At 50.1% G+C, this 22,797-nt stretch carries 21 protein-coding genes; 11 read left to right on the top strand and 10 right to left on the bottom strand.

Going from position 1 to position 22,797, the window contains the following annotated elements:
- Positions 1-83: 83 nt before the first annotated feature.
- From rodA to mreC, 4 genes are read right to left on the bottom strand one after another with little or no spacing between them, the layout of a single operon-like run.
- Positions 84-1,208 (bottom strand): rod shape-determining protein RodA, encoded by a 1,125-nt coding sequence (rodA, locus tag ACZ5ZV_RS07175; RefSeq protein WP_464120743.1) that lies wholly within the window; start codon positions 1,206-1,208, stop codon positions 84-86.
- A gap of 2 nt (positions 1,209-1,210) precedes the next feature.
- Complete coding sequence (mrdA, locus tag ACZ5ZV_RS07180; RefSeq protein WP_464120744.1) at positions 1,211-3,199, bottom strand: penicillin-binding protein 2; 1,989 nt, start codon at positions 3,197-3,199, stop codon at positions 1,211-1,213.
- Positions 3,196-3,732, bottom strand: coding sequence for a hypothetical protein (locus ACZ5ZV_RS07185; RefSeq protein ID WP_464120745.1), 537 nt, complete (start codon positions 3,730-3,732; stop codon positions 3,196-3,198). Before ACZ5ZV_RS07185 ends, mrdA begins: the two co-directional genes overlap by 4 nt.
- Positions 3,729-4,706, bottom strand: a complete 978-nt coding sequence (gene mreC / locus ACZ5ZV_RS07190; protein WP_464120746.1) for a rod shape-determining protein MreC — start codon at positions 4,704-4,706, stop codon at positions 3,729-3,731. Before mreC ends, ACZ5ZV_RS07185 begins: the two co-directional genes overlap by 4 nt.
- A 177-nt stretch (positions 4,707-4,883) precedes the next feature.
- On the opposite strand from mreC, the gene ACZ5ZV_RS07195 reads away from it, so the two are divergent.
- The 3 genes from ACZ5ZV_RS07195 to ACZ5ZV_RS07205 all read left to right on the top strand — a co-directional run bounded on the left by ACZ5ZV_RS07195 (position 4,884) and on the right by ACZ5ZV_RS07205 (position 7,810).
- Positions 4,884-5,924, top strand: a complete 1,041-nt coding sequence (locus ACZ5ZV_RS07195; protein WP_464120747.1) for a SurA N-terminal domain-containing protein — start codon at positions 4,884-4,886, stop codon at positions 5,922-5,924.
- Positions 5,925-6,548, top strand: a complete 624-nt coding sequence (locus ACZ5ZV_RS07200; RefSeq protein WP_464120748.1) for a hypothetical protein — start codon at positions 5,925-5,927, stop codon at positions 6,546-6,548.
- A gap of 182 nt (positions 6,549-6,730) precedes the next feature.
- On the top strand, positions 6,731-7,810 hold the full coding sequence (locus ACZ5ZV_RS07205) for an endonuclease/exonuclease/phosphatase family protein (RefSeq protein WP_464120749.1): 1,080 nt from the start codon (positions 6,731-6,733) through the stop codon (positions 7,808-7,810).
- 1 nt (position 7,811) lies between these two features.
- Here the strand turns inward: ACZ5ZV_RS07205 and ACZ5ZV_RS07210 are convergent, their stop codons facing one another.
- The 3 genes from ACZ5ZV_RS07210 to ACZ5ZV_RS07220 are packed head-to-tail and all read right to left on the bottom strand — an operon-like array spanning position 7,812 to position 9,493.
- Positions 7,812-8,501 (bottom strand): substrate-binding periplasmic protein, encoded by a 690-nt coding sequence (locus ACZ5ZV_RS07210; RefSeq protein ID WP_464120750.1) that lies wholly within the window; start codon positions 8,499-8,501, stop codon positions 7,812-7,814.
- Positions 8,502-8,522: 21 nt separating this feature from the next.
- Positions 8,523-8,927 carry a cytidine deaminase gene (locus ACZ5ZV_RS07215; RefSeq protein WP_464120751.1) on the bottom strand — a complete coding sequence of 135 codons (405 nt, stop codon included), beginning with the start codon at positions 8,925-8,927 and terminating at the stop codon, positions 8,523-8,525.
- Complete coding sequence (locus tag ACZ5ZV_RS07220; RefSeq protein WP_464120752.1) at positions 8,924-9,493, bottom strand: Maf family protein; 570 nt, start codon at positions 9,491-9,493, stop codon at positions 8,924-8,926. Before ACZ5ZV_RS07220 ends, ACZ5ZV_RS07215 begins: the two co-directional genes overlap by 4 nt.
- Before the next feature lie 149 nt (positions 9,494-9,642).
- On the opposite strand from ACZ5ZV_RS07220, the gene folE2 reads away from it, so the two are divergent.
- A complete protein-coding gene (gene folE2, locus ACZ5ZV_RS07225) occupies positions 9,643-10,557 on the top strand; it encodes a GTP cyclohydrolase FolE2 (protein WP_464120753.1) in 915 nt (304 codons plus the stop codon).
- 108 nt (positions 10,558-10,665) lie between these two features.
- Complete coding sequence (locus tag ACZ5ZV_RS07230; RefSeq protein ID WP_464120754.1) at positions 10,666-11,163, top strand: Fur family transcriptional regulator; 498 nt, start codon at positions 10,666-10,668, stop codon at positions 11,161-11,163.
- Between the two features lie 51 nt (positions 11,164-11,214).
- Here the strand turns inward: ACZ5ZV_RS07230 and ACZ5ZV_RS07235 are convergent, their stop codons facing one another.
- Complete coding sequence (locus ACZ5ZV_RS07235) at positions 11,215-11,673, bottom strand: hypothetical protein (protein ID WP_464120755.1); 459 nt, start codon at positions 11,671-11,673, stop codon at positions 11,215-11,217.
- A gap of 69 nt (positions 11,674-11,742) precedes the next feature.
- On the opposite strand from ACZ5ZV_RS07235, the gene ACZ5ZV_RS07240 reads away from it, so the two are divergent.
- The 4 genes from ACZ5ZV_RS07240 to ACZ5ZV_RS07255 all read left to right on the top strand — a co-directional run bounded on the left by ACZ5ZV_RS07240 (position 11,743) and on the right by ACZ5ZV_RS07255 (position 17,574).
- Positions 11,743-12,324: a TetR/AcrR family transcriptional regulator gene (locus ACZ5ZV_RS07240; RefSeq protein ID WP_464120756.1), complete on the top strand. Its 582-nt coding sequence runs from the start codon at positions 11,743-11,745 to the stop codon at positions 12,322-12,324.
- Between the two features lie 53 nt (positions 12,325-12,377).
- Positions 12,378-13,673 (top strand): hypothetical protein, encoded by a 1,296-nt coding sequence (locus ACZ5ZV_RS07245; RefSeq protein WP_464120757.1) that lies wholly within the window; start codon positions 12,378-12,380, stop codon positions 13,671-13,673.
- A gap of 190 nt (positions 13,674-13,863) precedes the next feature.
- Positions 13,864-16,464 carry an excinuclease ABC subunit UvrA gene (gene uvrA, locus ACZ5ZV_RS07250; RefSeq protein ID WP_464120758.1) on the top strand — a complete coding sequence of 867 codons (2,601 nt, stop codon included), beginning with the start codon at positions 13,864-13,866 and terminating at the stop codon, positions 16,462-16,464.
- 78 nt (positions 16,465-16,542) lie between these two features.
- A complete protein-coding gene (locus tag ACZ5ZV_RS07255; protein WP_464120759.1) occupies positions 16,543-17,574 on the top strand; it encodes a DUF475 domain-containing protein in 1,032 nt (343 codons plus the stop codon).
- A 54-nt stretch (positions 17,575-17,628) separates the two neighbouring features.
- Here the strand turns inward: ACZ5ZV_RS07255 and ACZ5ZV_RS07260 are convergent, their stop codons facing one another.
- Positions 17,629-18,507, bottom strand: coding sequence for a DMT family transporter (locus ACZ5ZV_RS07260; protein WP_464120760.1), 879 nt, complete (start codon positions 18,505-18,507; stop codon positions 17,629-17,631).
- Complete coding sequence (locus ACZ5ZV_RS07265; protein WP_464120761.1) at positions 18,500-19,222, bottom strand: FAD-binding oxidoreductase; 723 nt, start codon at positions 19,220-19,222, stop codon at positions 18,500-18,502. The genes ACZ5ZV_RS07260 and ACZ5ZV_RS07265 overlap by 8 nt, the downstream gene beginning before the upstream one ends.
- A gap of 120 nt (positions 19,223-19,342) precedes the next feature.
- Between ACZ5ZV_RS07265 and ACZ5ZV_RS07270 the strand changes: the two genes are divergently transcribed.
- Complete coding sequence (locus tag ACZ5ZV_RS07270) at positions 19,343-21,421, top strand: hypothetical protein (protein WP_464120762.1); 2,079 nt, start codon at positions 19,343-19,345, stop codon at positions 21,419-21,421.
- Between the two features lie 186 nt (positions 21,422-21,607).
- Positions 21,608-22,678 carry a hypothetical protein gene (locus ACZ5ZV_RS07275; protein ID WP_464120763.1) on the top strand — a complete coding sequence of 357 codons (1,071 nt, stop codon included), beginning with the start codon at positions 21,608-21,610 and terminating at the stop codon, positions 22,676-22,678.
- The last annotated feature ends 119 nt before the right edge of the window (positions 22,679-22,797 follow it).

Here is a 22,797-nt window from a genome sequence, read left to right on the forward strand (position 1 = left end):
AGGATAAAAAGGCTTGATTGAGGAAATAAAAAAAGCGCTGAGTTGTCGGCTCAGCGCTTGATGATTTGCATCTAAAAACGATTCTAGAACAGATAGCGGCGGTACGCCACGCTCGATATCAGACCCAGCCCGGCCATGGTGGTCAGCATGCTAGATCCCCCATAGGACAGCAGTGGCAGCGGAACCCCCACGATGGGAAGTAAACCGATAACCATTCCGATGTTCACAAACATATGCCAGAAGATGTAACACAGAACTCCGACGGTCAGAAGAGCTCCGAATTTATCCCGGGCATTGGAGGCAATGCGGATTCCGGTGATGAACAAGAAGCAGAACAAACCAATCACCGCGATCGAGCCGACAAAGCCGTGCTCTTCGCTCAGTACAGAATAAATAAAGTCGGTGTGACGCTCAGGCAGGAATTCCAGTTGGGACTGAGTCCCTTTCATAAAGCCTTTTCCGAAGAAGCGGCCCGAACCCACGGCAATCTTGGATTGGATGCTGTTATATCCGGTTCCGCGCGGATCGCTGGTCGGGGACAGGAACGTCAACACGCGGTTCTTCTGATAATCGTGCAGAACAAACTTCCAGGCAATCGGAATGGCAATAATGCCCAAAGCGATGATTGTGGCCAGGATGGATTTTCGGATCTTCGCAAAAATCATCATGGATCCACCGATGGCTGCCAGCATCATCGCCGTCCCCAAGTCGGGCTGTTCAACGACCAAACCAAAAGGGATCAGCAGGGCAATCAATGGCAGGGCCAATTCTTTTAATCCCATACCGCTGCCAAAGGTCGAACGGGTGGAAAGGATTTTGGCCATAACCATAATCAATGCCAGTTTCATGGTTTCTGACGGTTGGTAGCGGAAGAATCCCAGATCAATCCAGCGTTGCGCCCCCAAAGCAACCTTACCGAAGAAGGTCACGTAAAGAATGGCCCCCAGATTCAGGAAGTAGGCGATGGCGGCAATTCGCATCACGACGGAATAATCAACGATAGTCACGACCAGGAAGACCGTCCAGCCGACGATCAGCCACATGATTTGTGAAATAAACAGCGAAGCCACATCCTGAGTCGTCGGACCGTGGGTGGCGCTCCAAAGATTGATCAGGCCAATCACGTTCAAAGCCAGAATGACGATGATCAGGTTGATATCTAACTTTTTGAAGAGAGTTCTTTCTTCTACATGCAAAGAGGTAAACACTCTTATTCTCCTTCAACAGTTTCTGGCGCAGCCACCGGAGCCTGTGCTCGTTTGCCGCCCTTGGCTTTTAATGCCGCTTCGATCACCTCAGGGTGATATTTTTGGAAATAGGCCTGAACAATATCGCGAACAATCGGTGCGGCCCCGGTGCTTCCGTGACAGGAGTGCTCCGCCAAAGCCGCAATGGTAATTTCCGGGTTGTCTGCCGGTGCAAACGCAATGTACCAGCCGTGGTGACGCATATGGATCGGACGCCCTTCGCATTTTGCATAGATCTGGTCGGCCGAGAAGCCCATGACCTGGGCCGTACCGGTTTTACCCGCCATCTGCACGCCAGGAACTTTCCAGTGCTTTGCTGTTCCGCGATCACCGTTGGCCACGCGTCTGAGGCCTTCTTTGACGGTCTTAAAGGTCTCTGGCGAAATGTGCACACCATTGGGTTGGGTCTGTTGCAGATCACGAACCACCTGCGGGAAGTTTTCACGCAGAACTTTCCCGTCCTGATCTATGATTTTTCTGAGCAGGAAGGGTTTAACCACCTTTCCTTCTGTGCCGATAGCATTGTAAGCAATCGCCATGGAAAGTGGGGTGACGTTCACAAAGCCCTGACCAATCGCCGTGGAAAGGTTTTCCCCGGGTTGCCATTCTTCACCAACAGTGGCCTTCTTCCATGCTGAATTCGGCATGGTGCCGGACACTTCACGGGAAAGCTCAATGCCGGTTTTCTGTCCGATACCCAATAGACTGATGTAGTCGAACATCTTATCAACACCCAGCGCGATACCCATCTTATAGAAAAACACGTTCGAAGATCTTTCCAGAGCTTCAAAGATTGTGATGTTGCCGTGACCGCCTTTTAAGTGGTCATGGTAAGGACGACGGCCAAAGTAAAACACACCCGGTGCGGAAACAATCGTGGTCGGGGTGATCACTTTTTCCTGCAGTGCTGGAACCGCCACCAAAGGTTTGAACGTCGATCCCGGAGCGTTGTGATCCTGGATAACTTTATTACGCAAAGGTTTGAACGGGTCGTTGATCAGTTTGGACCACGTCTGGGCGGAGATACCGGTTGAGAACTCATTGGGATCAAAGGATGGAGTGCTGACCCAGGCCAGGATCTCTCCATTGGTTTTCATGGCCACGACGGCACCGATACGATTTAAGTTCATGAACGACTTAAAGGCCGCTTCCTGGATATCACGGTCAATCGTCAGAATGGCATTGTTCCCGTGAACCGGGATCATGTCTTTGATCTGCTCGCCGTAAATATTCGGAGTTTGAGTCACAGCCTCACGACCGTGGGCATCGACCTGAATAAAGCTGACGCCGTCAGATCCCCGGATGTCTTTTTCCAGAGTTTCTTCCAGTCCGCTTTTCCCGATAATGTCGCCCTGATCAAACTTCAGTACACCTTTGTATTGCTCATTCAGAATTGGCAACTGGCGTTTGGAGATCTCTCCCACATAACCAAAGAGCTGGGCTCCGTTTTCACGCAAAGGATAGAAACGCACGATGGATTCACGAATCTCCAGCCCCGGGGTGTCCAGGCGCATGCGCTTCAGACGGAAGACCTCTTCGCGGCTGAGATTTTCTTTCAGACGAATTTGCGCAAACGGACCGTTCTGGCGGCGGCTTTTTTGAACCTTCAAAACGACTTTTTCAGGTTCCATGCTCAAAACCGGGCCGACGGTTTTTGCCAGCTCATCCAGGTTCTCAATATACTGAGGCGACAAGATGGCCTCAAAGCCCGGCAGATTTTCCACCAGCACTTTGCCGTCACGATCCAGCATCAGTCCGCGGGGAGCGGTGATTTTGTTTTGTTTGATACGGTTTTTCTCAGAGAACTCGCGCAGCTCATTTCCAGAAATAATCTGCAGATACCACAGGCGCATTGTGAAAATGGTCAGGGCAAAACCGATAGCGATATAAAAGATCTTATACCGGCTCTGATACTCTTTTGCCTCGTCCGGATTACTGACGTAGGTACTCATAGTTCCAATCCTCCGGGCTCATGCATTAATTCGTCCTGTGTGATCTTGTCGATCTTGGCCAGCAGCCAGTACATCGGGAACGCGAAAGAAGGAGTCAGAACAATTTGTACCAGTCGGTCTACAATCTCAAAGCTTGCAGGGTTCTTCTCTATCACCATCGAAGTAAAGAAATAAATCAGGTGATAAGCCACGGCAGAGAAGGCACACATAATCGTATAATATCCTGAGCCGGACCAAAAGACGCGTGTTTTGATTCCATAGACCAAGGTAAAGAGAATGATGAGACTGATCCACATCATCTTCAACGGCATGGCCGTAAATGTGAGCAAAATGAAGCCCATGGCGTAAATCGTGAAGATCGCCGGGAATGGTTTACGATAAAGGATCACATATACAATCAGATTCAGCCACAGCAGAGGGGAAGGGACATTCCCGAAAAGCTGAAACCAAAATGTGGTCTGAAAGCCGGCCAACAGCATCAGCACGGCAAAGAAAACCAAAAAATTCAGAAGGACGTTCCAGCGGATTTTCACTGTCTCTTCTCCTGAGGTTTAGGTGTGGCCACGGGAGCAGGGCTGGCCGCTGGAGCGGTGGGGGCTGGCGTGGGCGAGGCCACGGTTTCTGCAGAGGCACCGGATTCGGTGCCTTCGGCGGATTTAGGCGCATACTTATCGCCAAAGTCCTCGTTGTTTCCTTGAGAAATAATAAAGACCTCTTCCACTTTGTAAGGGTCCACAACCGGGCGCAGATCCACTTTCAAGGAGACACTAAAAGTCTTCTTTTCGACGGATTCAACCACAGCCACGGGGAAACCTTTAGGGAAGATGTTGTCCAGACCTCCGGTGACAACCAGGTCGCCTTCCTGTACATCTTCAGTTCTTTCCACGTATTTCAATTGCAGGGTGCTACTGTACTGGCTTTTGCCTTCGACAATCCCGTGGGCGCGGGTTCTTTGTACAATCCCGTCAACAACCGCATAGCGGTCAGTGATCAGCATGACATGGGAGGTGAAAGTGTCTGGCTTAAAGATATAACCCAGAACGCCGCCGGTGGTGATGACGGCCTGACCGGCCTTCAATCCGTCCTTAGTTCCCTTGTTGATGGTGATGGTGTTGTGGTCGATCACCAGATCACGTCCAATCACTTGTGCTGCGATCAGGGACATCTTGGTTTGTTCTTTGAATGCCAAAAGTCCGCGCAGGCGGTCGTTTTCGATCAAAAGCTCGTTCATTTTCTCCAGACGGGCCTGCAGCTCGTTGTTGGTGCTGGTCAATTGCTCGCTGTGCTTTTTAATGTTGATCAGATCCAGATACATGGCCGTGGTGCCTTTGACGCCGGAACTAAAGCCGTAGAAGGTCTCTGACACTGCACTTCCAAGAAGGCTGAAGGGCTTGGCCAACCAGTTGGATTCCTGCGGACGCTGCTGCATGTTGATAGAAATAAGCGGCAATGCCAAAACAATCCCTATCATCACAAGTTTCTTGAGATCAAAGTTGAAGAAATTCAAAACCGGTTCCTCTTTGTTGCAATATGGATGGGGACGGTTTTTTAGTGCGTCCCTGTCTAATATTTCCAACGCTAGTCAAAAGCTTCAGGGAATTCAACAATTTCCCCTTGAAAAAAAATAAAAATAGTTGGGTAATGAATCGGCGTTTTTGAAGTTCGTTTCAGGAAGGATGAAGTTATGAGCGACAGTATGGCAGATAAGTTGAAGAGAAAACTCTCCACAAAGAGCATCACGGCGATGGTGGTTTTCGGAGCTATCATTATGGTTTTTGTCTTCTTCGGCATGCCCGGCCAAATGGGTGCGGGAATTGGTTCCGTTGCGCGTGTGAATAACACGTTGATCTCTGTGGCGGACTTCCAAAATGAAGAAAACCGTATCCAACAGTATTACCAAAACCTGTTTGGAAGTCAGATGGACTTTAGCTCTCAGCGTCAACTTTTGCGCCAGCAAGCTTTGGAAAACCTGGTTCGCATGGAACTGGTGTCTCAAGCTGCTGAAAAGAACGGCATTCTGGCGACAGATGCAGAAGTTCGTGACTTTATCGTGAAGGACATCCCTTTCTTCCAGCAAAATGGTCAGTTCCAGAGAGAATTCTATTCCCGTTACTTGGAGTCCACACGTTCCACTCCAGGCAACTTTGAGAGCAAAGTGCGCAAGGATATTGCCAATGTGCGCGTGCGTTCTTTGTTTGAGCTGGTGACACAGCCAACGTCTGTGGAGTTGAAGAAGCTTCAGGACATCCGCGGTTCCAAAATCAATGTCACTTTTGTGAAGATTGATTCCGAAGCTGCCAGCAAAGCGATGACCAAAGAAAAAGCGGAAGCCGCCATTAAGGCTTTGGATGAAGCTTTGGTAAAGGGTGACGAAGCCGCAGTTAACGCGCAGTTGAAAGAACTGAAGGCGACGTGGGAGGAAACAGGTCTTGTTTCCTTGGATTCCGAGACATTCCCAAAGATCACAAGTTCTGTGGCAACGGAAGCGGTTTTTGAGCTGACAAAAGCTCAGCCTCTTTTGAAGCGCTTGGTTCGTGACGGCAATGCGAAATATGTATTGAAGTTGAAAGAATCAAAAATGGAAGAAGTGAAGACGGCCCTTGAACCAATGTCTGTTGAAATGCTTCAAAAACGCCGTGGCGACGGCATGTTTGAGGCCTGGATCAATCAGTTCCGTTCCAAGTCTCATGTGACTATGAACACTCAGGCGTTGCAGTTGAACTAAATGCTGCAATTCGTAAGAGAGATTCCCATTCGAATTGTCTTGCAAGAAACCCCGTCCTCTCGACGGGGTTTCTTATTTCATCTGGCGGCAGGGTTTTCGCGCCAGGATGGACAGCTTGATCCCTTGTCGGGGATGAGTGTGAACCTGATGCACGTCGATAGCTGGTTGGCCGAGGTGAAAGCTCGGGCCGAGCAGAATTCCTGTTCCGATTTGCATGGTTTGATGCAGGCAATCCGGTCAGAACTTTCAGGCAAAGCGACCTCTCAAGGGGCCCAGTTGTGCAGTCTGATGCTGCGGGAAGAGCGTGGCTGGAGTTTGTCCTGGAGTCAGGATGAGGATCCTGCCGGGATTCGATGGGCCTATTCTCACTATCTGGAGATGTTGCCTTTGACGGGGAATTTTGAGCTTCTGAGAGTGAGTTTAACCTGGCTTCGTCCGTCCTCTTGTGATGCGGATCTGCCGCATGAAGGCTTCAAGATCATGAAGTCGCTGCAAAACACATCGGGTTTGTCAGAGCTTCTGGAAAAGCTAAAGCCCTTTAAGGGGACGACACTGTCCTCGGGATGTCTGTTGGAGGACATTCGCATTCATCTTTGTTCTCAGGACATTCTTTTGACTTTGTAATACGGCCTTGGATCGCAGTGGTGCTCGGTCAGTTCAGATCACCAATGACAATGCAAGGCTCGGTGTCGATCTTTTAGACGCTCTTAGGGGCTTATCCGGGCCCTGGTGTTTTTTGGGTGGGCACTGGGTTTGCTTTGAAATATGTGGATTCCTTTAATTGAAGTCTACCAAACGAGGTTTGTATGAAACTGAAAGCATGGATTCTGGGAAGCGCCTTGGTGATGTCCGTTCAGGCCTTTGCGGAAAGCTACTGGGCTCCGGACCCTCGTCCACCGCGCTTTTGTTTGCAGAACTTCAATGCCTACGGCCCTATCTATGCCAAGGATATTGAAGGCCGCACCGAGCGCATGACCGGCTTACTACAGGCCATCCCCAAGTGTGAGGTGGTTCATTTGCAGGAAGTCTGGAACGAGCCGCAGATCAATCTGATCGAAAGAAATCTAAAAAGACAATACAGCATCAGTGCCCCGAACCGCGACTCTCGCATTGGTGTGATGTCCCTGGTTATGGGGGATATTAAGGGTACACAAACGCAGGCATTTGATGTGAACAACGAAGGCGGTGTTCTGGATTCCGTGCGCGAGGCTTTAAATGTGCGCAAGGCTTTTCATGTGGTGAAGGCCGGGTTCTTTGGGATTGATGAGGACTTTTATTTCATCAACACGCACTTGCATCCGTCGTCTCCGGCCGTGCGGGTGACACAGGTCTTGGATATTTTGAAGTGGCGCTTGCAGCATCAGGATATGAAAATGCTTCTGTCAGGTGATTTTAATGCCAATGTTGGCAGTCTGGAGCGGGCCTTGGTGCTGGCAACGTTAGGCACTCGCGATGCGATGGAAGACGCCATGGGCGGCTATCCCAAGAAGGGTTACTGTACTTATTGTGCAGGGAATCCACGGGGCTGGATGCTGACGGATCAGGTTTTTGACTATATCTTTTACTCCAATATCGGTGAATCCTCCACGACCTTGCGCGTGGAATCCGGTGAAGTGAACATGCGCGGGACCCAGCGCGAACCGCTTTCGGATCACTATGGTGTGCGTGTGCAATTCTCTGTAGACCCGAATCGTTCTTCCACGAACGAATTAGGATTGGAGCTTCGCAAATCCTATACTTTGCAGAATCTGGCAAAAGCAGAGCGTCTGCTTGCGCAGCAGGAGGAGCCTGAATTCCGTCCTTACGTGCAGCTGTTGAAGGAGCTGCAAAGTCAGCTTCAGGGGAAGTCCGGAGAGTTTTATCGTTACTTTGTAAACTTCCGCTAAATCAAGGTGAAGGGACGCGCGCATTGATCTTTTGCACGTCCTTGTTTAACCGGGATTTTTTTGAAATACCGAAAACACCGAAGTCTTCGATGATCGGCCGACCCACACGCTTGAAGGATTTCAGCGGGATGCCTTCCTGTTGAGCATAGAAGGCCAGGACGTCCGTGTTGCAGACGAACAGCTGAATCTCTCCGGTGTACAGCTTACGCAATCCCTGGGCGACACTTTGCACCTCCACTTTGCGGCTTTTGGGGGCCTTCAGGTAGCTTCCCAGAGGTTCCCCGTATTCGTAACCCAGAACATAACCGATACTGTAGTAGCGCAAGTCCTGAGGTGTTTCCCAGCGCAGCTGTGATAAATACTGGTTGCTGGCCAGTGTCCACAGAGCTTCTTCTGTTTTGATCACTTGTTTTGTGTAAGTCAGATAGGTTTTTTTCGGGTCCACTTGCATCGGGCCGATAATATCCACGGCCCCGTTCTCTGCTTCTTTGAGGGCCCGCTTCCAGGGGATGATTTTAACGTCCAGATCCGATTCTTTGATGGCAAGCATTTTCGCCAGCAGAGGCAGGGCAGTCCCTTTCGGGACCCCATTTTCCTCATAGATAAAGGGCGGATAAGGGTCCGAGGCAAAGCGAACTTTTTGGGCCTCAGCAGATAAGGAAAAAAGAAATATCACCCAAAGCAGTGGCATGTCTTTTCCCCTTTTGCGTCCCTAATCAAGATGTTTTGGTGTGAAAGCTTCCGGGAAAATCTCCGGGAACTGGAATGATTTCACCTTACCTTGAAGATTTGCGGTATGAATAATTGTGTGTTCATTGGCAAACTCTGCAATCACCTGGCGGCAGAATCCGCAAGGTGGCCAGGGCTTTTCTGCATCACTGACAACCAAAATTTCCTTGATCAGTTTTTGTGCGCCTTCGCTGACCGCTTTGAAGATGGCCACACGCTCGGCACAGACCGTCCCGCCGTAGGACGCATTTTCCACATTGCAGCCTGTGAAAATCTGGCCATCGCCCATCAGGACGGAGGCCCCGATCAGTGCGCCAGAGTAGGGGGCGTGAGCTTTACGTTGAACTTGGCAGGCGGCTTCAAAAAGTTTTTTCTGTGTTTCATTCATAGATCTAGATTCTCTAATATTTTGTTCAGGGCGATCAAGGGCAATCCTTGAATGGCAGTGAAATCCTGGCTTTCGATTTTATCAAACAGCATGATTCCGTGTTTTTCAATTTTATAACTTCCGGCGCAGTCAATGGGATTGTCCAGGCTGACATACTTTTCAATCTGCTCGCGGGACATTTTCTTCATGTGCATGCGCGTGATGTCCGTGTAGGGAATCTTTTTGTCACCGTCGTAAATGCAGATGGCGGTGATTAATTCATGAGTTTTTCCCTGCATGCTCATCAGTTGTTCAACGGCCTTCTCAGCGGTGTGGGCCTTGCCGATAATGCGGCCTTCGAAGGACACCAGTTGGTCTCCGCCAATCACAACCGCGTCGTGCCTTTGCAGGCTGGCGGCTTTCAGATCCGCCAGTTTTTCTGCCAGAGCCTGCGGTGCCAGGGCCGGGTCTTTTTCTTTATCTTCGTCGATCAGAGGGGCCTGGGCCGTGTAAGCGTAAGCCAAACGAGAAAGAAGTTCTTGGCGGTATTTCGATGTACTTGCGAGGATCAGTTGCTTTTTTGGCATAGGGCTCAATATATCCGTTCTTGCTGGCAGCGGCATCACTTTAACCTCACTCTTGCGGCGCATCTGGTTGAAAAAGCTTCGTGAATGGCAAAATTCAGAGCCATTTGCAGGAAATTGCGCTAAGAAGGGGGTGAATTGGATATAAGCTTATGACGAAACAAACTCTTCCTGACGTAGCCAAAGAAACTCATGCTGAACGATTTGCCCCGATTGACTGGGTGGGGATGGGGGCTATTGAGCTTCCGGTGATCCTGAAACAGGCCGATGGCCAGTATCGTATTCCGGCACGAGTCGACGCCAAAGTCAGTCTGGACAAAAAACCTTCCCGTGGCATTCACATGTCGCGATTGTATTTGTTGTCCCAGGAAATGATGACCAAGTCTGATTTGACTCTGGGCCTTCTGGGGCAGGTGACGTCCGAGTTTCTGCGCACTCACGAGGATCTTTCCACGCGGGCGCTGGTTCAGGTGCAGTTCGAGGCTCCCTTGGTGCGTAAGGCTTTAAAAAGTAATAACCAGGCTTGGCGCTCTTATCCGGTGGTTCTGTCAGCGTTCAATGAAGACGGTAAAATCAGCTACTTTGCGGAAGTGATCGTGACTTATTCCAGCACTTGCCCGGCTTCGGCGGCTTTGTCGCGTCAGTTGATTCAGGATGGTTTCAAACAGCAGTTTTCCAATGATCAGACTTTGGATTTCGATATTGTGCATGCGTGGTTGGGAACTCCGCAGGGGATTGTGGCGACTCCACATGCTCAGCGCAGTTTTGCCCGCGTGAAGGCTGAAGTCGGTCCGGACTTCCATTACGGTGACTTGATCGACGTGGTGGAGGAGGCTTTGCAAACGGCAGTGCAAGGGGCCGTGAAGCGTGAAGACGAGCAGGAGTTTGCTCTTCGTAACGGCCAGAACCTGATGTTCTGTGAGGACGCGGCTCGTCGGGTGAAGGATGCCTTGGACGGGAAGCCTGCGATCTTGGACTATGTGGCTGAATTCAGCCATGTGGAAAGCCTGCACCCACATAATGCGGTTTCTCACATTTCTAAGGGTTTGAAATTACGTAGTTTTTAGTTTCCACAGAAAAAGCAAGGTTAGCGCAAATCAATTGATAATGATTCTTGATTATGTGGACTTATCTGAAGGGCTCCCCTATAACTAGGGGCCTGAGGTGACCATATTATGGGTAAAGATTCTGTTCCATTCCTTCCGCGCCAACACGACGACGACATCATTGTTCACTCTGAGGAGTTCGACGAGGGGGAGCTGAAGCGCATCATTCGCGCCTTGAACCTCAAGGTTACCAGCCAGCGTATGGCGATTTTAAAAGCTCTGCATGAAGGGCGTCGCCACGTCACAGCTCAAGAGCTTTACGAAAAACTCAACAAAGAACATCCAGATATTGGTTTTGCCACTGTGTACCGCTTCCTGCGCACGCTGACAGAAGGGTCTTTCGTGACGGAAGTTCGTATGGGCGGCTTGCCGGCGCGCTATGAGCTGACCCCGAAAGGTCACCACGATCATTTGACTTGCGTGAAGTGCGGTAAGATCTGCGAATTTGAAAACAAAGCGATCGAAGGTCTTCAGGAAAAAGTTGCTAATCAATTTGGCTTCAAACTGACTCATCATATTCTTGAGCTGTATGGGGTGTGTCCTGCTTGTCAGGCAAAGAACCTGTAAACTGATAAGGCGGATCCGACACAAGGTCGGATCCGAGGGTTTGTTTTATATTTAGAATTGATATCCCAAATGGACCGTTGGGAAGAATTGCACGCGCTCTTGGTCGTACTCTTTGTTGTTTATCTTAAAGGTCACGTCGTTTAGCAGGTAGTTGATCCCGATCCACGGTTGAATATAAAAGCCTTCATTGCCAAAGCGATATCCAGCTTGAATTCCAACAGAGCCGACGGATTCTTGTTGTTCCTCGTGTGACACTTTTTCTGTAGCATAAAGATTGTTGATCCCGCCAGAGATGCCTGCGAAGAATCCATCCGGCTGGTCTCCGGTATAATTCAACTTAAATCCATATCCATCGAACTTGGTATCAAAGTCTTTATTTGCTTCAACATCATCCGGCACATCCATGGCAAATACGCCAAGATCCAGAACCAGGCCTGTCTGTCCCAGTTCTTTGCTTACATGCACGGAATAACCTTTAAAGAAATAGGCGATCGGATCGACCTCCACCATCCAGCCTGATCCTTTTGCGAGAGCAGGTTGAGCGAGGGTGAGGGAATCTTGATGTGATACAAAGAGCGTATGGGCAGGCCTAAAAAGAAAGACCAGATCGATAAAGACTATATTTTGGCTAAAATAGAAAAGACCATGGCCAAGGCGCACTGGCATGAGTTGAGCATTGCTGGAATTGCAAAGAAGGTCGGGGTCAAGTCCCCCTCTATTTATCATTATTTCTCCGGACTCGAAGGTTTGCGCAATGAACTCTCCATGAAGGCCACCATTGAATTTGCCGAGGTTTTGGCAGAATCCTTGGTGTCAGTCCCACAGGAGCAGAAGCTCAGGGTTTTTTTTGAAACGTACCGGGCGTTCTCGAAAGAGAATCCGTTCAAGTTCGAATGTGTTCAGTTTGGCATTGCTTCTCAGAACAAGGAGTTGCTGCAGAAGGCCTATAAAATCGTCCAACTGGCGACTGAGGCCAGTGATCTCAAAACTCCAGACCGAAGTCTGGAGGAGATCATACATAAGGTTCGCATTATTCGCTGTCTGCTCAATGGCTTTATCGACCTGGAATCCAATGGGGGATTCCAGCTCGATCAGTCGAGTGATGAAACGTTCGAATATTTGATTCGATCCGCAAAAGCCATTTTGGAATTAAAATATTAACGGTCACGGTCAGTTTTCTTAAGTCTTGTTTTGGAACGACCGATAGGACTTATATGAAGTTGGCTTTAAAAAGGTGGGGAGTCATTATCCTCGCACCTCTTTTTTTGGGTATTAGCAGTGGCGGGCTTGTTGAGCTTGAGGGCTACTTTAATGCTCGTTATTCAGCCAACTTTCTGAAGTCCACGCGCAACGTGCGTTTTGTTTTGCCTCCGGGGACGAAAGCTAAAATTCAGGAAGTAAAAAGGTTCAGCTCCGGTAAGTACGGGCTGAATGTGGAAGTGCTAGACGGCAAACAAAAAGGCGAAAAGGCCTGGGTCTATTACAACCCTTCCAATCCCGGCATGAAGCTTTATGAAGGCGAACAGGCTGAAGCTCAGGACAAGACCACCAAAGAAGTGGAAAAAGCCGATCGTGTGCGCACAACTCGCAAGACGGAAGCTTTAAGGGTTCCGGCCGGTGCGCAGGAAAAAGAGAATAAAGACACTGCTGCCGAAGTGGCTCGTCAGATCGAAAAAGGTAATAAGGTCGTCAAAGAACAGGCGCAACCCGGTGGTCCTTGCCGAGATTGTGAAGTTTCAAAGCTCTATTCCCGTGATGTCAAACAATCAGAGGCGGTTGTTCCCAAAGTCAGTCAGTTTGCAGGCCGATCTTCGGCTGATGCGCCGACGTTGCGCCCTCCCACGCGCACGGTGAATCCTTATGGAGTTCGCCCAGTGACGTGTCGGACGGTGGGCACATATGATTCCTGCACAAGTCAGGGGGATCCGGCGGAAAGCAAATTTAAGCTCTTCAATCGGGGCCCCAATCGCATTGTGCCCAGCAAAGCGGAAAACCGTGATCGAATTTGGACCTTTGAATACGAGGGGGGAGCCCGGCAGGATCTGGGGTTTTATATCAGTGATTCCCCGAATTCGACCCTGAGCCATATTCAGGAAACCTACATGATGGTGTTTCCGCGCAAGACGCTTCCGCACATCCGTGTGGAAGGGAACAGACAAATCGTGACGTTGCCGACGGGTGAGACCGTGACTTTCAATGCGCAGACTCGTGAAGTGATTGGTGGAGTGATGAGCGAAGATGGTCCGATCACCAAGGGGGGCACGAAACTTGACCCTCCGAAAGTGACCTATCGTGGTTCAGGTGTTGTTGTGCGGGTGGATGCTCGCGGGGATGAACCTCGTTTGCAGAAAAACGGAACAGCCACGATCAGCAAACAAGGGCGCACATGCAAGGTTCCCACCAAAGACCTGTGGCCGGACCAGCGTCAATCCTCCGCCGCCCATTTCAAATACTTCTCAGACTCCGATTTTGACACTTACCTAAAATCCAAATGCGGCTTCGGCCTCTAAAAGGTGCCTGGTTGTTTTTTCTGGCTACAATGCATCAGGGGAAGTCCTTCGTTAATTAAAAAGCCCGTCGTGCAAGTTATTGTGAGTTCTTTGTGTTTTCCTACGGACTGCTGCGCCGTAGCCAGAAAAAACAACCAGGCACCTTTTCTCGGCTTTCCTTCTGGAAGGCTCGGGCTTAGACTTTGGGGTTATGTCGCATGCTGAAGATGGAATCATAGTTAAGGGCGCAAAAGAGCATAATCTCAAAGACGTGAGTGTCACTATCCCGCGCAACAAGATCACCGTGTTTACGGGATTAAGTGGCAGTGGGAAGTCCTCGCTGGCATTTGATACGGTCTATGCTGAAGGACAAAGACGTTATGTAGAAAGTCTTTCGGCCTATGCGCGAAACTTCCTTGAACAGCTAAAAAAACCGGAAGTGGATTCCATCACGGGGCTTTCTCCGGCAATTGCGATCGATCAGAAATCTGTCGGTACCAATCCTCGATCCACCGTGGGCACGGTGACTGAGATCTACGATTACCTGCGCCTGTTGTATGCGAAGCTGGGTGTTCCGGAATGTCCGACCCACCATATTCCAGTAAGCAGTCAAACCCCGCAGCAGATCATCGAAGAGGTGTTCAAAAAAAGCCAGGGGACTAAGTTTTATGTCCTGGCTCCGATGGCGTCGGGAAAAAAAGGGGAGTTCTTAGCTGAATTCCAACGCTGGGCGAAGAAAGGTTTTGTCAAAGCCAAAGTCGACGGCAAGATGATTGATCTTGATAAGGCCACCAAGCTTGCCAAGACCAAAACCCACGATATTGATCTGGTGATTGATCAGTTGATTCTGAAAGACAGCCTGAAGCTGCGTCTTTCTGAAAGCATCAACACCGCACTTTCCATGGCCAATGGCCGCGTGATCATTGAAACTCTGGACGGGGATCGTGTGTCTTATTCTTTGCATTCGGCATGTCCCGAGTGCGGCTTCAGCTTCCCGGAGATCGAACCAAGACTTTTCAGTTTCAACAACCCACGTGGGGCCTGCCCGACATGCAACGGACTGGGGACGATAGATCTGGAAGAAGAGGAGCAATTCTCTGACGGTGAAGTCGGTGGTAAAAAACTCGACAAAGTCGTTTACAAATACAAAGGTAAAAAAACTTCGGACGAAGACGATGAAGAAGGCGAAGAAATGGTTTTGAACGACTGCCCGGATTGTCACGGCAGTCGTTTGAAGCCGGAAGCCCTGAATATCCGTCTGGGCGGAAAAACCATTGCTGAATTGTCTGATTTGGGTGCGGTAGAGCTTCGGGACTGGATCGCGAAACTGGAATGGAAAACCAAAGACCAGTTGATCGCGGAAAAGATCGTGAAACAAATCCTGGCACGCCTGGATTATCTGATTCGAGTCGGCACAGGATATCTGTCCCTCAGCCGTCCTTCGCGCACACTGTCGGGGGGCGAAGCCCAGCGTATTCGTCTGGCCACGCAAGTGGGTTCGGCCTTGATCGGCTGTCTGTATGTCATGGATGAGCCCAGCATCGGGCTGCATCCGCGGGATCATCACAGACTGCTGGATATTATCGGTGAGCTGAAGGATCGTGGGAACACCATTTTGTTGGTCGAGCATGACGAAGACACCATTCGCTACGCCGACTTTGTTGTGGACCTGGGGCCACGTGCGGGGATTTTGGGCGGAGAAAAAATGGCCCAAGGGACGCCGGATGAACTGGCGGCCAACCCGAATTCATTAACAGGGAAATACCTCAGTGGCGAGATCCGCATTCCTGTCCCCAAAGAACGTCGCAAGGGGAACGGTCACACCCTGAAGCTTTTGGGGGCCAGTGGAAACAATTTGCACGATGTGGACCTGGAAATTCCTCTGGGGACCTTCACCACAGTGACGGGGGTGTCCGGGTCAGGAAAAAGCACCCTGATCATCGACACTCTATACAAGATTTTGGCGCAGCACTTTTATAAGGCGCTGGCACAGCCATCTCCTTATAAAAAGATTCAGGGTCTTGAGTACATCGACAAGGTCATTGATATCAATCAAAAACCCATCGGGCGAACGCCGCGGTCGACTCCAGCAACTTATGTGGGGCTGTTCCCGATGATTCGTGATCTGTTTGCAAACTTGCCGGATTCAAAACTGCGCGGTTACGAACCGGGACGTTTCAGCTTTAACGTCAAAGGCGGACGCTGTGAAACCTGCATGGGACACGGACAGATCCGTATGGAGATGCACTTTCTTAGTGATGTGTTTGTGACCTGCGATACTTGTCAGGGGCGCAGATACAACCGCGAGACTTTGAACGTAAAATACAAAAATAAATCCATCGCCGATGTCCTGGAAATGAGCGTGGGCGAGGCTTTGGAGTTCTTCCGCAACCACACGCAGATCTATCGCAAGCTTGAAACTTTGCATCGGGTGGGGCTGGACTATATGACTTTGGGTCAGAGTTCGACCACTCTTTCCGGGGGTGAGGCTCAGCGTGTGAAGCTTTCCAAAGAGCTTTCCCGTCGCGGCACGGGTAAGACGCTGTACATTTTAGATGAGCCCACCACGGGTTTGCACTTTGATGACGTTCGCAAATTGGTGGAGCTGATTCAAGAACTTGCGGACCAGGGGAACACCGTGCTGGTTATTGAACACAATATGGAAGTGGTGAAGACCTCGGACCATGTGATCGACCTGGGCCCGGATGGAGGAAAAGGCGGCGGCTATATCGTTGCCACGGGAACTCCAGAACAAGTGGCTAAGGTCCCTGCCAGTGAAACAGGCAAATTCCTGAAGCCTCTCTTGAAATAAACCGAGTTCATTTTTGACAAGCCATGTCTTCAACGACCGCCCTTGATTCTTAGGGCGGAATCGGGGAAATCTGTCAGAATGAAATACTTTACAGGTTCCTTTGTCTTTACCTTCATCGGTCTGATTGCGTCTTACTTCGTGGGTCACTACTACGGTGGTACGGTGACAGCCGGTCTTCAGGCTCTTTTTATTGCCTCCATTCTGGCGATTCTTGAAATCTCATTGTCTTTCGATAATGCGATTGTGAACGCTGTTGTTCTAAAGGAAATGACTCCGGTCTGGCGTCATCGTTTCCTGACTTGGGGGATGCTTATCGCGGTCTTTGGGATGCGCCTGGTCTTCCCATTATTGATTGTGACCTTCATGGCGGATGTAAATCCGTGGGAAGCCTTGGTGATCGCGGCGACGAAGCCGGATGATTACGCCAAAATGATGCTCGATGCTCACTTGCAGGTGGCAGCCTTCGGAGGAAGCTTCCTGTTGATGGTGGCGCTAAAGTACTTCTATGACGGCAGCAAGGATTTGCACTGGATTCCGTTTATTGAAAAGCCGACTCGTTATATTGGCAGCAAAGTTGAAGCCATCGAAGTCTGCTTAAGTTTGATTATTCTTATTTTGATCACGAACTTCCTGCCCAAAGAAGAAGCCTTGCCGTTCCTGATGGCGGGGATGGCCGGTCTGATCACTTACGTGATCGTGGATGGTATTGGTTCCTGGTTGGAGGCCTCTGATGAGCAAATGCACGACGTGCACAAGGCCAGTGCCGGGATGTTCCTGTATCTGGAAGTTCTGGATGCGTCATTCAGTTTCGACGGCGTGGTGGGAGCCTTTGCGATCACGCACAATTTGTTCATCATTATGATTGGTCTTAGTATCGGAGCCTTCTTCGTGCGTAGTTTGACGATCATGTTCGTGGAAAAAGAGGCACTGACCAAGTTTGCCTTCCTGGAGCACGGGGCCTTCTATGCCATCGGTTTGCTTTCCATGATCATGTTGGCAGATCCGTTCCTGCACATTCCCGAATGGTTCACAGGCCTGAGCGGTGGGATTATTATCCTGACGTCGTTCTTGTGGTCCCTGAAAAAAGGCAACATCGAAGCCTCTCACTAGGCGGTTGTTGAAAAAGGCCCCCACTGACTGCGTTGTCGGGGCCTGTCCTCGCTCCTAGGTTTCTTTCTTGGACGGGTCCCACAGAATTTGCAGGACAGAGGCGGCCATGATCAGAACGGCGCCCGAGATCTGCAGTGGTGACAGGCGTTCGTTCAGGATCAAAAAACCAAACATCGCCGCAAACGGGGATTCCAGCAGGAAGATCATGCTGGCGGTAGAGTCGGACAGAATTTTCTGAGTTCGAATTTGCAAATAAAAAGCAATGATGCTGGAGCCCAGTCCCAGGCACAAAACTCCCAGCCAAGGTTTGGCTGTTGGTGTGCCTACAAACATTTGTTCCTGTGACAACAACAACGGCGTCAGCGCCAACAGGCACCACAGGGACTGGAAGTTATTAAAGCGAAAGGCATTGCCCACGCGGTGGGATATGCGCCCGATATAGATGATATGAAATGTCGCAAACACCGCACACGCCAAAGTCCACAGATCCCCGGTGTTGATGTTGTCGATCTTTCCGCCCACCAGGATGAAAGTGCCCACTAATGCCAAGAAGGTCAAAGCGTACTGACGCCAGGAACTGGCGGTTTTAAAGAACCAGGCATTAAACAGAGGCACTAAAATAACATACAGGGCAGTTAGAAAACCGCTCTTGGTGGCGGTGGTGTATTTTAAACCTATGGTCTGCAAAAGAAGCATTCCGCCCAACAGCAGTCCAGCGGGCAGGGCGCGGGTCAGCTCCTCGCGCAGGCTGACAAAGTTGGGGCCTTTGGCAATCAGGTAAAGAAGTTCTCCGACAATCCCGGCAATAACAAAGCGCAGGAAAAGAGTCTCAACAGGAGTGAAGGCCTCCAGCGCCCACACTGTGGCGACGAAGCCGAAGCCCCAAAGGACTCCGGCAAAGATCAGTTCTAAGGCCGCACGGTTTTTAGTCAAAGGCCTCTGCCCAGATTTTGGTTTTATCAAAACCATCAATTTCCAGAAGCTGATGTTTCACTTCCTTGATCATGCCGCCGTTACCGCAAAGGTAGAACGTGGTGGGGATGTTCTTGTAATCAAATTCAGAGATAAAGTTCTGCACGTAACCTTTTTTGCCCTTCCAGTCGTCCTGGGGACGGCTCAGAACAAATTCAAATTTGAAATCAGGCAGTTCTTTTTCCAGAGCCGCCATTTCTTTTTGATAGTACATGTCCTTCTCTGTGCGCACGCCAAACAGCATGCGGTAGCGCAGGTTTGGATACTGCTCTTTTTTTGAAAGCAGGTAGCAGATGTGTTGGGATAGCCCTGTGCCCGTGTTCAGGAAAACAATTTGCTCTGTCGGAGGCTCCTGGAAGAAGACTTTTCCGAACGGGCCGGTGAAGTTTAGGAGTTCTCCGCCTTTGAGTTGCCAAACAAAAGTCGAGGCAAGTCCGTTTTCAACGAACTTGAACAGAAGACGGAAGCCGTCTTTAGTGCGGTCGTCAGAAGCGATGGAATATGCACGCAGCGCTGGTTTTGCTTCCCCTTGAGGGACGTGAAGCATCACGAATTGGCCGGCTTTGAAGTTGAATTCATTGGGAGTCTCAGTTTTGAGGACCAATTCCCGCACTGTAGGGGTGTGGTCGATGATCTCTGTGACTCTCATGTGGTAGATCGTACGAGCGGCAGACATAGGGCTCCTTCATATTGCAAAGAGGATTTAATAGTCTGAAAAAGCCAGACAGTCCAATGTTTTAGCTTGTTACAAAACCTCGTATTCAATAAAATTAAAGCTCAGCAGAGAGGTACAACCGTGAATAGTGCGCAGCATCTGGTTTTGATCGTTTTATTGGCATTTGCGTCCTTTGTACACGCACAGACGTCTGAGGAAACACCTCAACCAAGTGCTCCAACCACGCCGGCGGTGGAAGCCTCTGAAAGTGGGGACTCCACGGAAGAAGTGCCAGCCCCTCAACGCTCCTTGCTAAAAACAGCGGCGACCCGGGATTTTAATAAGCCTCTTTACTTCGATCAGATAGACAATGGTGTGATTTTGCCTCCGCTGGAGTTGGAGTACGACCTGACGGGTGGAAAGATCCTGAAGTTGGGAAATCTGCAGTTCAATGAAAAAAACTTCTTCTTTGCCTTACTGCCACTGGGTAAGACGCATTCACAACTGTCTCAGGTGCTCAGCGGAAGTGAAGCGGGTAAAGTGACTTTGGTGATGGCATGGCCCGAAAAATTGATGAGCCACGGCACCCTGGAGATGATTTCCCGCACGGGAACTGTTTTGTGGAGCTACTCCTTCACGCAGGAAGATCGCACAAAATGGCAGAAGCAGCTGGATGCCTGGAGAAAAGCTCTGGTTGAAAAAGGGGTTGCCGCCAAAGACGTGGCGCGATCTGGAATCTTTGGATCTCAGTTTGCGATTGTTGATGTGGAAAGCGCGAAAGCTCCATTCTGGGGTCAGAAAGAATCATTCCGTTTCTGTGTCACTCAAACAGATGGCCGTAACTCCACGAAAATGTGCTCTCAACGTTATGGAACAAAATCCTCCGGTAAGAATGTGATCATGGGGAAGGTTCGCTCTGATGCGGTGACTCCGCGTGTGCTGGTGAATAACGAAGAGGCGGCACTGAAGAACTCTGTGCCCGTGGCGGCGGACATGCCCAGTTCGTTCTTCGCAGAACTGGGAACGGGTGAGTCTTATGAGTTCGTGACGTTGCCGAACAAACTGGAGCTGATGGATATCTCTGACACCAAAAAGCCCGGGGTCTTGCGTATCGTCGGGTATGATACAAGACCGCTCGGCCGCTCTGTGATTCTGAATCCGGACCAGTACAGTTCATTGACCAAGCTTTTGGGGTTTGAGGCGACGATCGGGGATCCTCGTAAATTCTGGGCGGCGGCTATTAAAAAAGACGATCCAAAAATTTATCTGCCAGGTCAGGGCGGGGGCGTGTTCAAGCAAAGATTTGAACTGTCTGAAATCCCTCGGGCGCAGTCTCGCGTTTATTTGAGCAAGCGGGCACCCACGGGAACCTATATTGATGGAATCAAGCTGGAAGGCCGCAAGCAACCCGTCGCGCAGATCGCCAGTGAGCAGAATTCTGCCCAGGAAAACCCGCAGGATCCGGCCTCCTTTGTATGGAACTTCCGGGCGACAGAACGAGGTCAGATCAACCGTTCTTATCTGACTGTGGAAATGGATGGCAAGACGTACAAGTCCTACTATGAAATCTACAAGGGCTATCCGCGTGAGGTGTCCGGACGCTTCACGGGTGTTCAGGCCAAGAGTGAATTTATCATCATGGGGGAAGTGGCCTACAATCAATGGTTCGAGGATCTGTTTGGTTGGACCAATTACTGGCTGTCCCGTCAGCGCTGGGGTGTCAGTGCCAAGTACTTCCAGTCCTTTAATCAACTGAAAGTGGATACGGCCGGGAATACGGCTCCGCTCAGTGTGATGACGTTGGATTTAAAATACCGCGCGACTCCAGGTCTTTGGGGACGTGATGAGTCCGTTGGGGGTATGTTGTCCTATCAGAACGTGACGTTTGATAAGTTGAAAGCACCGATGTTGGGAGTGGGGGCCTTCTGGGCGCGCTCCATGCCGAAGGTGTTTGATGACTTCTTTAATCTGTTGCCATTCATGCGTTATCCTAAATGGGTGGATATGGAGTTCATTTACTATATGAGCTCCATGGACTCAAAGGTGACCCTGAATGCGCCCATGTCCCTGAATTTCCATGGTAAGGTTCTGTGGTCAGAGCGCTACTTCGGAGAGGCGGGCTTCGGTATGAAACGCTACGGCTTTAAAGATTCGTCTTTGAATCAAAAGGCGGAACTCAACACGTTCTATGGCACCGTGGGCTTGGGGATTAACTTCTAAGCCTCAGGGATCATCAGTAAGAACAGACCAAAAAACGGAGGCCTCAGGTCTCCGTTTTTCGTTTTAAAGGGTTACCATTTAAGGTCACCTGTTCAGGTCTTTGACAGCTGAGCAGGATTTAAACACCCCTACACGCTGGATTGTGAATTGCTCTAGCTTTCGACGTCATAATAGAAAGGACGTCGAATGAGACTTATAAAAGCAGCCCTCCTGTTTTTGCTCACCTTTGCCTCGGCATTGGTTTTTATGCCGGAAAAAGGTTATGCCACATCGACAGACGCGGAAGATCTGGCGGCCTGTTCTCCGAAAGATGTGCGTGAGTACATGGCCCCGCAGATGAAGAAGTATTTCATGACTCCTTCGGATCAGGGAAATATCGGGTGGTGCTATGGCTATGCTGCCAATGATATTCTGAGCCAGAAGATGGGGACTCCACTGTCTGCCATTTACACGTCATCAAACTATACAAGCCGTATCACCGGCGCGGGCCGCTTCTTTCGCAGTATTCTGAATGGGGATACGGCGGTTGCAGAAGGCGGCTTCATCGCCGGAGCTTTAAAGGATATCAAAAAAAATGGCTATGCGTGCAGCACGCAGGCGCTGCCTCAGAACGGAAACTTCACGTTTGAATTGGTCCCTCGATATGTGTCGATGGCAGGCACGGGTGATCTGGTTCGCTACATGGAGAAAGTTCGTGAAAACGACTGCAACGATGAGATGTGCCAAAAGCGCGTGGACTATCTGTTTGATTACTTCTTCGGTAAGCTCAGTGTAATCGATGTAAAACGCTATGTGATCAACACCAAGGATTCTCGCCTCGAGGATGTGTTGTTTAAGTTGATGGATGCGGGTTGTGGTGCTGCCAAGGTGAAGGTGCCAGGCAATCTTAAAGTCCGCACGGGCGGGGACACCAGCAAACAGAGCAACTCTTCTGACAAGCACCCCTCTGACAACTACGACCCAGAACAAACTTTGATCGCGAAGCTCAATCGACAGCTGAATGCGAACAAGGTGGTGGGTTTTGAATACAACGCCAAACACATCACCGCAGTTGGTGGTATCTTCGGCGGCTGGCATGCGTCCTCTGTTGTCGGGCGCAAAGTGATCAATAACAAGTGTCACTACCTGGTGCGCAACTCCTGGGGCACAAGCTGCAACTATAAGCCAGGGGTTATCTGTGACAAAGACACGGGTTCCTACTGGGTGGACAGCGCGACCTTCAAGCGCATGACCACGAAGCTGGTGTGGGTCGATTAGTGATAAAAAACTGAGCGAGGCTATAAATGCTTCACAAAGACCGCAGCCCCCCTGCGGTCTTTGTCGCTCAGGTCCAATTGAACGGGTAATTGTTTCAAAACGGCTGCCGTTTTCTGGCG

The organism is Bdellovibrio sp. HAGR004 (genome assembly GCF_055397015.1).